Origin of the sequence: Legionella busanensis (assembly GCF_900461525.1) — a bacterium.
Lineage (GTDB): Bacteria > Pseudomonadota > Gammaproteobacteria > Legionellales > Legionellaceae > Legionella_C > Legionella_C busanensis.
On record NZ_UGOD01000001.1, the window covers coordinates 825,161 to 837,470 of the forward strand.

Here is a 12,310-nt window from a genome sequence, read left to right on the forward strand (position 1 = left end):
AAGTAGCTAATGAAAATTAGCTATACATAGATTATGAGGACTATATGAAAAAGAATACTTATTTATTAAGCTTAATAGGGCTTATAGGTATTGTTAGCTCAACCTGGGCGCTACCTGTCGGCTTTGATAGCTCAAATCCTTTAACGTTAGCGCACCTTATTCAAGAGAATAGCCCCTGGGTTTATTTAACTATCTTTTTTGGGCTTGGTGTATTATTGGCTTTTACACCCTGCGTATTACCTATGGTGCCTATTTTATCAGGCATTATCGTTGGCCAAAATTCGTTATCTTTATCAAGGGCTTTTAAGCTTTCAGCAGCCTATGTTATAGGTATGGCATTAACCTATGCGCTAGCCGGCATGCTAGCTGCGTATTTAGGTAGCACGGTGCAGACTTTAATGCAGCAGCCTTGGATTATTGGCACCTTTAGCGTTTTATTTATACTAATGGCACTATCTATGTTAGATATTTTCCATCTACGTCTTCCTAGCTCGTTTAATTCTCGTTTAAGCCAGTTAAGCCAGAAGAGCAATAATAAGAGTTTTATTTCTGTTGCTTTGATGGGTGTCATTTCAACCCTGATTGTCTCGCCCTGCGTAACGGCACCTTTAATTGGGGTATTAACTTATATTGGGCAAGAAGGCCAGGTATTAAAAGGGGGCTTAATTTTATTTGTAATGGCCTTAGGTATGGGAACCCCATTGTTGTTAGTAGGCGCAGGATATGGCTCTTTATTACCTAATACAGGCCTGTGGATGATTAAAATTAAACAGTTTTTTGGTCTTTTAATGCTGGGAATGGCCATTTGGATGTTATCTCGAATTCTTCCCAATACCATTATCAATGTTTTATGGGCTCTTTTATTGATTATGGTAAGTTTTTATCTCGGACTTTTTCAAAATACCACGTCAAATGGACAGAGAGTCATGCAAATCTTTGGTAGTTTGGCATTAATGATAAGTGGGATCATGTTGTATTCGTTAGTCCCCACTATGGTTAAAAATAATGCTAATGCTAATACTCATACTATTGCAGCGCCTAAAGAGGCTCCCTTTATAAAGGTAAATACTTTAGAGGAAATTAATGCCCAACTGATTCAGGCTAAGCAAGCTCATAAACCTGTATTTCTCGAATTCTATGCAACTTGGTGCAGTGATTGCCAGGCGATGGAAGCACATGTTTTTAATCAACCAGATATTATTAAAACTATGAATGGTTTAGTTAGTCTGAAGGTAAATTTAAGCGATAATACCCCTGAAACACGTGAAATTAAGAAAAAATTTGCGATTTATGGTTTACCAGAGATGATTTTCTTTGATTCATTAGGTGCTGAGCGAAGTGGACTTACTTCTGCTGGCTATTTAAATAAAGCAGAAATGTTATCACTCCTTAAGAAAGCTAAATAACTTAAAAAAGCGCATGTACTTCTTGTACACTGCGCTTTTTCAATCCTTTTTGACCGCTTTATGTCTTTGCAGTCAGTTTGGAAAGATGCCTATCATTGCCTAAAATAAAGCCATGGAGGCTAAAACATTGCAAATGAAAGAAGATTTTTTTAATATGCATAGCTATTAATTCCTAATTTCATCTTAAATTATCCCTTGAAATCAGTATTAGATAATCTAAAGGTCTTTAATAATTATATTAAAGGAGAAAGAGCAGACGTTGTAAAAAACGAGTTAGCTTATTATAAATACAATCTAGATGCATTAAAAATTAACTTCAAGGAAGTTATTATTACCGATGATGAGGACATTGTTGAACAAGTTCAAAATATTTTAGCCAATCTAAATATTCCTAAATCTCAATGGCCAAGCTATATTAAGCGAAAAAATCTCTACCAATTCCTAGAAAAATTAAATCGTCGTGGTTTTATTCAAATAAGCTATCTTTTGCAGTTAATTGATGAGAAAACCCAGATAAGAAAGAAAAATCTTACCCTGGCTGGGTTTGGGGCATTAATGATTTTTCTGTCTTCGCTTTTTATACCGCAATTAGTAGCGGTTAGGCTTGCCCTGCAATCATTTATTTTATCTACGTTTAGTCTACCGCTTTTAGGACTTATTTCTAAGGTCTTTTCAACTGGATACTATCTTTATAATAACCATACAGATACCAAAAGAACGCTTCTTAAACGTTTGCATGATAACGGTTTTGTAGTGGCAAGTTTTATTGTTAACTTTGTAGCTTATGTTTTATGGATTATTGCAGCCTCACCAATGACGCCTCTAATTGGCGGTTTATTTATTTTGGCTTCTGTCTTAAATGTGGCTAAGGAGCTCTTTTCATTAGGTCATTATGCTATTAAATATATCGCTAGAGATGCCTTGCCAACTACCCTAGACTTAAATCTTTATCGTAGTCACATTCGTAATGAATATAGTTACTTTAATCGACGCAATAGCGCTTTTATTAACTTAGTGGCAGCCATTTTAATTGTTGGCATTATGGCTGCTTGGTCATTTTTACCAAGCGGTATTATCTTGTCTGTTGGTACCTTTGTAGCGATAGGTATAATCTCCTTGGTTAAAAAATTAATTCTTGATAGAAGTGAAAAAATCATTAGAGACCGTTTACAATTGCAGTTACAGCATATTAATGAAGTAGAAGAAAAATTAACGACTAAAACGCCCTTGACTAACCTGCTAAGTCAAGAAATAGTTAAAGAAGTTAGAAAGGAGCAGCAGAGAGAATCTGCTGCACACTCTAGGGTAAATGATGCTAACTCAACCCCAACTTACTTGCTAGTAAAAAAGTTAAAGTTTCTTTTCTGGCAGCGTCCAGAAAATATTACGATTCCTTTTAATACAAATACATTAGCTCCACCTAGTCTTAAGTAATAAATATATTATGTTTAAGTTTCAGAAGAGCTTAAAGCTTACTGCATTTTTGCTTGATTGGTTTCTTCATCGTCTTCAGGACTAAATTCTCCTTGTACGACTTTTGCTTTTTCCTTAGTTTCTTTTAATCCTTCTTTTACCATAAGTGTTTCAAAGGTAAGCCCAGCTTGTTTATATTTTTCTTTAAGGGGATTACCTTCTTCAAGCGTATCTTCCATTGCTTTTAACTTATTACGTATTTCTTGAAGCGTTCCTTCATAACTTTGACCATCACCTAAAGAGAATATATTATAACCTCCAGGCTTTGGCTTTCCATCAGGCGTTGATTCACGTCCAAAGAAGGCTCTATTTTTTTGAGCCTGCTCTTTAAAGAACACTTTAGCTTGCTCTAAGGTAGGAAATTCAAAGCTATTTTTAGCTTTATCGTATTTACCACCTTTTTTCTCAAATTGAGTAATGAAGGCTGCAACAATGTCGTCGAAATCTTTACTTTTAGGCGCAGTATTAACTATGGTAGGGTTACTTTGCTCATTTTTCTTTTGCTTTCTTGCTTGCTCCAACTCATATTGATACTCTTCATCATGTAGCTCTGCTGCTGACTTCATTGGGGTGAGCGGAGTTAGTATTTGCTCTTTTTTTTGAGCTGGATTCTCTTTAGGTTTAGGCATAGCAAAATTCCTTAATTCTGTTTAATATTTTAACATTATGATCTAAAATTTTAAATTATTTTAAGAGAAAAGACAAGAGAGACACCAAGTTTTCACCTGTTTCTAGCCTGTTTTGGGCTTTCCCTGTAAACTTAAGCACTTTATCAATTAACTATGAAATTAAAATGCTTGAAGTAAATCAAATTAATATAACTTTACATGATTTAAGTGAGCGAACCAACGCACTTCGGGGGTATCTTTGACTTCGATAGTAAGCAAGAGCGCCTAGAAGAAGTGACGCGTGAGCTCGAATCGGCTGCCATTTGGGATAATCCAGAGCATGCTCAGGCCTTAGGGCGGGAGCGTGTCCAGCTAGAATCCGTTGTTCACCACTTGCAGTCCTTAGCTAAAAATATCATTGATTTAACTGAACTTTTTGAGTTGGCGCGCGAGGAAAATGATGAAGAAGCCATCAATGATGTTGCTAAAGAAGTTGCCTCATTAGAACAGCAGGTAGCAAAATTAGAATTTCGCCGCATGTTTTCAGGTAAAATGGATGGTGCATACGCTTATTTAGATATTCAAGCAGGCTCAGGTGGAACAGAAGCGCAAGATTGGGCAGAAATGCTACTACGTATGTATTTACGTTGGGGTGAGCATCACGGTTTTAATATGACGTTAATAGAATGCTCACCAGGTGAAGTTGCGGGAATTAAAAGTGCAACTATTCATGTCGTAGGTGAATATGCCTACGGTTGGTTACGGACCGAAACAGGTGTACACCGGTTAGTTCGCAAGTCGCCTTTTGATTCAGGTAATAGACGCCATACCTCATTTGCCGCTGTATTTGTTTCACCGGAAATTGATGAGGATATAGAGATTGAAGTTAACCCTGCTGATTTACGTATTGATACGTATCGGGCTTCAGGCGCAGGCGGGCAGCATGTTAACCGTACTGATTCAGCAGTACGAATAACACATATGCCAACAGGGATAGTGGTGCAATGTCAAACAGATAGAAGTCAACACAAGAATAAAGACAGCGCCATGAAACAACTGCGAGCAAAGCTTTATGAAATGGAACTACAAAAGAAAAATGCAGAACAGCAAGCACTTGAGGCCACAAAATCAGATATTGGTTGGGGCTCACAGATACGCTCTTATGTCTTAGATCAATCACGTATTAAAGATTTAAGAACCGGGGTTGAAACAAGTAATACGCAAGCTGTATTAGATGGGGATCTGGATAAATTTATAGAAGCCAGTTTAAAAGCTGGTATAGGGGCAGCAGTATGACAGAAGTAATCGTAGATGAAAGTGAAGTATATTTAATTCGTAAACAAAAATTAGCTAATTTACGCGAGCAGGGGTTTAATTTTCCTAATGGTTTTCGTCGAAAATATTATGCTGCTAATATAATCGATCAATATAAAGAGTGTACGAAAGAAGAATTAGCTGCAGAAAAAATTCAAGTTGCCGTTGCCGGTCGTATTGTTTTACGTCGAATTATGGGAAAGGCGAGCTTTTTTCATATTCAGGATGTATCGGGTCGTATTCAAGTGTATATAAAGCAAAATGATTTACCTGAAGTCTATGAGCAATTTAAAGAATGGGATCTAGGTGATATTGTTGGTGTAGAAGGAGAGTTATTTAAAACGAATACCGGTGAATTGAGTATTCATGCCAGTAATGTCGTTTTGCTTACAAAATCATTAAGGCCTTTACCCGATAAATTCCATGGTTTAGCTGATCAAGAAATGCGTTATCGCAAGCGCTATGTGGATTTAATTGCCAATGAAGAGTCGCGTCGCACTTTTTTAATTCGTTCGCAATTAATTAAAGCCTTTCGCCAGTATATGGATAGCCATCATTTTCTTGAAGTAGAGACGCCGATGATGCATCCTATTCCGGGCGGGGCTTTAGCTAGACCTTTTATTACCCATCACAATAGTTTAAACATGGATATGTTTTTACGGATTGCTCCGGAATTATATCTTAAGCGTTTAGTTGTTGGTGGATTTGAACGCGTATATGAAATCAACCGTAATTTCCGTAATGAAGGTATTTCAACGCGCCATAACCCTGAGTTCACTATGGTTGAATTTTATCAAGCTTACGCCGATTATCAGGATTTAATGGATTGTACTCAAGATTTAATGCAGCATTTATGTGATGTTGTTTTAGGTAGCCGAAAAATTAATTATCAAGGTCAGGAAATTAATTTTAATGAACCTTTTGCGCGCTTAAGTGTTAAAGAAGCAATTTTACATTACCATTCTAATCTGACGTCTACTCAGTTAGAAACTGTAGAGGAATGCAAAGCTATTTTAGAGCAGTTGCAATTACCTTATAAATCTACGGATGGATTAGGTAAGTTACAAATGATTATTTTTGAAGAAACAGTGGAGCATTTATTAATTCAGCCTACATTTATTACGGGTTATCCAACAGAAGTATCACCACTAGCGAGACGTAATGATAAAGATCCAACTATTACTGATCGCTTTGAATTTTTTATTGCTGGCCGTGAAATTGCTAATGGCTTTTCAGAGCTTAATGATGCGGAAGATCAAGCTGAGCGTTTTCATAAACAAGTTACTGAAAAAGAAGCTGGGGATTTAGAAGCCATGCACTTTGATCATGATTATATTGAGGCTCTTGAGTATGGTTTACCACCAACAGCAGGCGAAGGTATTGGTATTGATAGGTTAGTCATGCTTTTTACTAATTCACCTTCTATACGCGATGTCATTTTATTTCCACATCTACGTCAATTAGATTAATCTTTGTATTTTTCTGTCCACTTATCCCGCATAGAAAATTGAATTCTAAGCGGGACTTTCATAGTTAAAAAAATTATTACAAAACACTGGACTTATTTAATATTTCCTATTTAATAGATAGCGCTAGTGATCATTTATTAGCAATACCTTACATTTTTTATTTTCATTGTACAAATAGTCTTGTACAAGTAGTTCTAGTGAGGATCAAGGCTATGAAATCTCAAATTCAATACAAAGAAGAAATTAATGACGCATCGGCTCAAGCCCCAAATGTGTGTGCTTGTTTAAACAATAAGGATGTCATAGCAAGTAAGATTTCTGATCATCATCCTATAGTTCATAATGGTATTTTATTTTGGAATGTCATGATGCAAGGAAGGAAAAGAGGAAATGGATTTAATAATGGATTTGGTATTATCGAAAATGATGCAGATTATAAAGCGAGGTTAAGTAAAATCGCAGAAGTTATTGCAGAAGTGGTTGAGTATAATCCTTCAATTGAAGCAATTTGCCTTTGTGAAGGGCCTATTAAAGATGATGATACTAAAGTCTTAAATGATAGTTTAAAAGCCTTTCCTTCAATGCAGCGTTTTATCAGTCAAGATAGGTTTTATAAACCAAATGAAGTAGGTCCTGAATGGGGTTTATTGATGCTCGCTGATAATCGCTATAAAGCTTCTAAAGTCAATTTAGAAGGAATAAGCCTTCTTCCAAATCTAGTAAATCGCTTCCAACTATGGCAATTACAAGATGGTGATACAACAAAATATGTTGCTTTAGCGCATTTTCCCTTTTCAGGAGATGTTTATACAACAGACAGGAAATTGCTTTCAGCACGTTCTCAAGTATATTGTCAATTTATTCAGTATGTTTTGGATCAATACCAAGATAAAAGTTTAAACTTTTGTGCAGATTTTAATTTTAATCCACATTTGATAGGTCAACCTGCAGAACGAGTCTTAGATCACATAATTAATAACAATAGTATTTTATTAAACATTGAAGAAAAGTCTGGTGTATTTAATGTTGATACTGTGACAGTTGATGGCGTTTTGTTATCGCAAAAAGAAAAACAGAACTATCTTAATACAAGAAGAGAGCAAAATTTAATGACAAGACTTCAATGGAATGATCGATTTTTTAAAGCAGCACTGAAAGTTGTTATAGATCAAAAAGAGGCTAATGCATATTTAGATTATACTCCAATAGCTTCTTTGCAGGCTGGTTAATTTAAATTTATTTAAAATAATTTAAAATTTTGCTACCAAAAAAATTAATAAAGTCAATTTGATTTTTATTAACATTGTGTAGCACAATTTTTGCAAATCCTAACGACATATACTCGGTTAACCACTGAATATGTTGTTTAGGATCTTCCGAAATATGAACATAATCAAAAAGCTGTTCAGGTTTTACTAATGCAGCGGCCTGCTCAAATTGCTCGGGTGTCTTTAATTCCGCTAACATACTACTGCCAAAAATATTGCTTTTCCATTGATCAAAAGCACCTTGTAGGGCAACTTCCTTCGAGTAATCATAAGAGAGTTGTATTTTTAAAATCATAGGTTTGTTGCTGCCGCCGTTTTCTTGCCATGCTTTAACAACTGCCTTTACCTTATCTAGAGGTTGAGAAACAGTTACAAGGCCATCAGCCCAATTGGCAAGCCAGGCTGTTGTCTCAGGAGTAATTGCTGCGCCCCATAGAGGAAGAGACGAGGAAGGTCGCGTATAAAGTGTGGCTTGCTCGATAGTTATTAAACCTTTATGAGTAACTGTTTCACCTTGCCATAATGCTCTTATGATATCAGCTGCTTCTTTAAGCCTTGCATTTCGTTCTTTTTTGGCAGGCCAATGTATACCAGTGATTGCCTCATTTAAAGCCTGCCCACTACCAAGACATAACCAAAAGCGTTTCGGGAATAAATTATCTATTGTTGCTGCTGCTTGCGCAACAATAGCAGGATGATAACGAAATGTAGGACAGTTAATTAAGCCATATTCAAATGCGGTCTGACTCATAGCAGCGCCAAGCCAAGCCCATGAAAAGCCAGAGTGACCTTGTTCTCTATTCCAGGGATGAAAATGGTCTGAAGAAAAGGCAAAATCAAATCCAGCTCGTTCCGCACGTTTAACATAATCAAGTAAATTTATAGGAGAAAATTGCTCATGCGAGATGTGATAACCAAATTGAACTCTATCCATTAGTGTAATTTGCTCCTGCATTTTTATGTTTTTATCTGGATACTAAGGTATCCAGATAAATCAACTCATTATTAATGACGAATTTCTGCAGTTTCTTCACTGGTAAAATGCAATTTATCATCTTTCCAAGAGACATGAATGGTTTCACCTGCAATAAATTGTCCAGTCAACAAGGCTTGTGCTAATGGATTTTCTAGCTCTTGTTGAATGGTACGTTTAAGGGGCCTTGCGCCATATACTGGATCAAACCCAGCTTTCCCTAAATGAGCAAGGGCTGCCGGTTCAACGTCCAAGCGAATATTTAATTGCTGTAAACGTTGTTGTAAGTTACTAATTTGAATACCAGCGATGGTTGTGATTTGCTCTTGACTGAGCGGATGAAAGACTACCGTATCGTCAATGCGATTAATAAATTCAGGACGAAAATGCTGGCTTACAATTCCCATTACCGCTTCTTTTAATTGATCATATGTGACTTTAGAAGCCATATCTTGAATTAAATGGGATCCTAAATTAGAGGTCATGACAATCACTGTATTCCGAAAATCAACAGTACGACCTTGACCATCTGTTAAACGACCATCATCCATTACTTGCAGTAAAATATTAAATACATCTGTATGCGCTTTTTCAATTTCATCAAGTAAAATGACAGAATAGGGTCTTCTTCTTACAGCTTCTGTCAAATAACCGCCTTCTTCATAGCCTACATATCCTGGTGGAGCGCCTATAAGGCGAGCAACTGAATGCTTTTCCATGAATTCAGACATATCCATTCTAACCATCGCTTCTGTGGTATCAAATAAAAAGGCAGCTAAGGCTTTACAAAGTTCAGTCTTACCTACGCCTGTTGGACCTAAAAAGAGAAAAGAGCCAATAGGGCGATTAGGATCAGAAAGGCCTGCGCGTGAACGGCGAATAGCATTAGAAACCACATCGACTGCTTCATCTTGGCCAATTAACCGTTTATGTAGCGCATCTTCCATATGAAGTAATTTTTCTTTTTCACCTTCAAGCATTTTAGCTACTGGAATACCAGTCCATTTAGAAACGACTTCAGCAATTTCTTCTTCAGTTACTTTATTACGAACAAGTCGAGGCTCAGTGTTGTCTTCTTTTTCATTGACTTGTAATAGTTGCTTTTCAAGTTCAGGAATACGACCATATTGCAATTCAGACATGCGTGCTAAATCGCCCGCTCTGCGTGCTGTATCTAATTCTATTTTCGCTTGTTCCAGCGCTTCTTTAATATGTGTTGCACCTTGCAACGTCGCTTTCTCTGCTTTCCAAACCTCTTCTAAATCAGTGTACGTTTTTTCAAGCTCATCAATACTGTGTTGCAAATCTTGTAATCTTTTTTTAGAAGCTTCATCATTTTCATTTTTAAGCGCTTCTCGTTCAATTTTTAATTGAATTAAGCGTCTATCTAATTTATCTAAGCTTTCAGGCTTAGAATCGATTTCCATGCGGATTAAACTGCCTGCTTCATCGATTAAGTCAATCGCTTTATCAGGGAGTTGACGATCACTAATATAACGATGTGAAAGTGTTGCTGCAGCAATAATAGCAGGGTCAGTAATTTCAACACCATGATGAACTTCATAACGCTCTTTTAATCCACGTAAAATAGCAATCGTGTCTTCAACAGATGGTTCATCAATTAATACTTTTTGAAAGCGTCTTTCAAGGGCTGCATCTTTCTCAATATACTGACGATATTCATCAAGCGTTGTTGCACCAATACAATGCAATTCACCGCGAGCTAAAGCCGGCTTTAACATGTTACCAGCATCCATTGCACCTTCTGCTTTACCGGCACCTACCATCGTGTGTAATTCATCAATAAATAGGATAATTTGACCTTCTTGTTTGCTTAAATCTTTTAACACGGCTTTTAAGCGTTCTTCAAATTCACCACGAAACTTAGCACCGGCAATAAGAGCACCCATATCAAGAGAAAGTAAACGCTTATTCTTTAATCCTTCAGGTACTTCACCATTAATTATACGTTGTGCTAACCCTTCAACAATGGCCGTTTTACCTACTCCAGGTTCACCAATTAAAACAGGATTATTTTTAGTACGTCTTTGTAGAACTTGAATGGTTCGGCGAATTTCATCATCACGGCCAATTACAGGATCTAGTTTACCTTGCTCAGCTCGCTCGGTTAAATCCAGTGTATATTTTTCTAAAGCTTGTCGTTGATCTTCTGCATTAGGGTCATTAACGCCTTCACCGCCACGAACATCATTAATTGCTTGTTCAAGTGTTTCTTTGGTTACACCGGCTTGCTTAAGTAAGCGGTTTAAATTTCCTTCCTCACTAATAGCAGCAAGTAAAAATAATTCACTTGAAATATAAGCGTCTTTGCGTTGTTGAGCTAATTTATCTGTTAAATTAAGCAGGCGATTAAGCGCATTTGAAATATGAATATCGCCGCCGGTACCTGCTACCTTAGGCAAACGGTCCAGCGCTTGATCTAACGCGGTACGAAGTTGGGCAATATTAGCACCGGCCTTAGTTAACAAAGGTCGAGTGCTGCCGCCTTGCTGATCAAGCAGCGCTTTTAAGACATGTTCAGGCTCAATAAAACTATTATCTCTTCCTAAAGCTAAAGATTGAGCATCAGCAAGAGCCATTTGAAATTTTGAGGTAAGTTTATCCATTCGCATTGTATAACCTCTCTATCATAGATTATTTATGCTTGCTTGCATAAGTTAAGTCTGGTTAAATATCGACCTTTATCTTTAAATATGAAGCTAAAAGGTATTAATTACAGTCTTACTGCCGTAAAATAAGGGCTGAAATTCAAAAAACAAGGGGTAAAGCGGTCTATCTATGAATAATTCTCCTAACCAACAGTCTGAGTCACAAGCGCTATTAAATCAAATAATTCTTGAATACATGCGCGAACAAAAACGAAAGCGCCGTTGGCGTTGGATAATACGCATTCTTATTGTCGCTTTAATTATTCTAGCTTTTTTTAAAGTGAGTTCTTTATTAGAAACTGATAAAGAGGTTCTAGTTAAAGAGCATGCTGGTTTAATTGATCTAGAAGGAACTATTTCTGATGATGGCGGCGGCAATGCAGAAAACTTTGTTAAAGGGTTAGATAAAGCATATAAAAATAAATCGTTAAAAGCATTAATTATTCGTATTAATAGCCCCGGTGGGAGTCCTGTACAAGCTGATTATATGTATAGTGCTCTACGTCATTATCGTACTCAATATCCTAATATTAAGACCTATGCCGTATGCGTTGATGTATGTGCTTCAGCTGCTTATTATGTCGCAGCCGCGACTGATGAAATTTATGCTAATGAAGCAAGTATGGTCGGTTCTATAGGTGTACTTTATAACGGCTTTGGTTTTGTTGATGCTATGCAAAAATTAGGCATTACACGACGTTTGCAAACAGCAGGTAGTAATAAAGGCTTTTTAGATCCATTTTCGCCAGTCACTCCTGACCAGCAACAACTGTTACAAACTATGCTCAATGATGTGCATGAGCTATTTATAAATCGAGTAAAAGAAGGGCGTGGCTCACGATTACACATAGATAATCAAACCTTTTCAGGTTTATTTTGGACTGGAAATCAGGCGAAAGAGCGTGGGCTTATTGATGGCTTTGCTAGCAGTGGGCAACTTACTCGTGATGTCTTAAAACTAAATACTGTTATTGATTATACTTATAAACAAAGTGTCTTTGAACGAGTTAGCCGTAATGTAGGTACCGCCATTGCAGATGAACTTCCCAAAGCGTTAGGACTTAATCCAGGTATTATAGAATAAAGGCTGATGAATATTAATTAGCAGTAAGGAATTTTTAGTTCCTTAC

9 protein-coding genes are annotated in these 12,310 nt (G+C 36.8%); 6 read left to right on the top strand and 3 right to left on the bottom strand.

Features of this window, described 5'->3' with window-relative positions; translation table 11 throughout:
* Positions 1 to 44: 44 nt before the first annotated feature.
* Both dsbD and DYH30_RS03785 read left to right on the top strand, forming a co-directional pair.
* Positions 45 to 1,406 carry a protein-disulfide reductase DsbD gene (gene dsbD, locus DYH30_RS03780; RefSeq protein ID WP_115330376.1) on the top strand — a complete coding sequence of 454 codons (1,362 nt, stop codon included), beginning with the start codon at positions 45 to 47 and terminating at the stop codon, positions 1,404 to 1,406.
* Positions 1,407 to 1,601: 195 nt separating this feature from the next.
* Positions 1,602 to 2,840, top strand: coding sequence for a hypothetical protein (locus DYH30_RS03785; RefSeq protein ID WP_115330377.1), 1,239 nt, complete (start codon positions 1,602 to 1,604; stop codon positions 2,838 to 2,840).
* Between the two features lie 38 nt (positions 2,841 to 2,878).
* On the opposite strand, the gene DYH30_RS03790 is transcribed toward DYH30_RS03785, so the two are convergent.
* Entirely contained in the window at positions 2,879 to 3,508 is a 630-nt protein-coding gene (locus tag DYH30_RS03790; protein WP_115330378.1) for a hypothetical protein, read from the bottom strand.
* Between the two features lie 164 nt (positions 3,509 to 3,672).
* Here DYH30_RS03790 and prfB point away from each other — a divergent pair.
* From prfB to DYH30_RS03805, 3 genes are all read left to right on the top strand, one after another.
* A protein-coding gene (gene prfB, locus DYH30_RS03795) for a peptide chain release factor 2 (protein WP_115330379.1) occupies positions 3,673 to 4,783 on the top strand; the annotation gives its coding sequence in 2 pieces (ribosomal slippage) (positions 3,673 to 3,747 and positions 3,749 to 4,783; 1,110 coding nt in all).
* Positions 4,780 to 6,270 (top strand): lysine--tRNA ligase, encoded by a 1,491-nt coding sequence (gene lysS / locus DYH30_RS03800; protein WP_115330380.1) that lies wholly within the window; start codon positions 4,780 to 4,782, stop codon positions 6,268 to 6,270. The genes prfB and lysS overlap by 4 nt, the downstream gene beginning before the upstream one ends.
* 212 nt (positions 6,271 to 6,482) lie before the next feature.
* On the top strand, positions 6,483 to 7,499 hold the full coding sequence (locus tag DYH30_RS03805; protein WP_115330381.1) for a hypothetical protein: 1,017 nt from the start codon (positions 6,483 to 6,485) through the stop codon (positions 7,497 to 7,499).
* 7 nt (positions 7,500 to 7,506) lie between these two features.
* On the opposite strand, the gene DYH30_RS03810 is transcribed toward DYH30_RS03805, so the two are convergent.
* Positions 7,507 to 8,472: a TIGR03885 family FMN-dependent LLM class oxidoreductase gene (locus tag DYH30_RS03810; RefSeq protein WP_115330382.1), complete on the bottom strand. Its 966-nt coding sequence runs from the start codon at positions 8,470 to 8,472 to the stop codon at positions 7,507 to 7,509.
* Positions 8,473 to 8,543: 71 nt separating this feature from the next.
* Complete coding sequence (clpB, locus tag DYH30_RS03815) at positions 8,544 to 11,144, bottom strand: ATP-dependent chaperone ClpB (RefSeq protein ID WP_115330383.1); 2,601 nt, start codon at positions 11,142 to 11,144, stop codon at positions 8,544 to 8,546.
* Between the two features lie 166 nt (positions 11,145 to 11,310).
* On the opposite strand from clpB, the gene DYH30_RS03820 reads away from it, so the two are divergent.
* Complete coding sequence (locus DYH30_RS03820; RefSeq protein ID WP_115330384.1) at positions 11,311 to 12,264, top strand: S49 family peptidase; 954 nt, start codon at positions 11,311 to 11,313, stop codon at positions 12,262 to 12,264.
* Positions 12,265 to 12,310 lie beyond the last annotated feature (46 nt).

What these genes read in the sequence shown, in the direction of transcription:
- DYH30_RS03790 (WP_115330378.1), bottom strand. Translation starts at nt 3,508, where the DNA reads ATGCCTAAACCTAAAGAGAATCCAGCTCAAAAAAAAGAGCAAATACTA.
- clpB (WP_115330383.1), bottom strand. Translation starts at nt 11,144, where the DNA reads ATGCGAATGGATAAACTTACCTCAAAATTTCAAATGGCTCTTGCTGAT.
- DYH30_RS03805 (WP_115330381.1), top strand. Translation starts at nt 6,483, where the DNA reads ATGAAATCTCAAATTCAATACAAAGAAGAAATTAATGACGCATCGGCT.
- DYH30_RS03810 (WP_115330382.1), bottom strand. Translation starts at nt 8,472, where the DNA reads ATGGATAGAGTTCAATTTGGTTATCACATCTCGCATGAGCAATTTTCT.
- lysS (WP_115330380.1), top strand. Translation starts at nt 4,780, where the DNA reads ATGACAGAAGTAATCGTAGATGAAAGTGAAGTATATTTAATTCGTAAA.
- DYH30_RS03820 (WP_115330384.1), top strand. Translation starts at nt 11,311, where the DNA reads ATGAATAATTCTCCTAACCAACAGTCTGAGTCACAAGCGCTATTAAAT.
- dsbD (WP_115330376.1), top strand. Translation starts at nt 45, where the DNA reads ATGAAAAAGAATACTTATTTATTAAGCTTAATAGGGCTTATAGGTATT.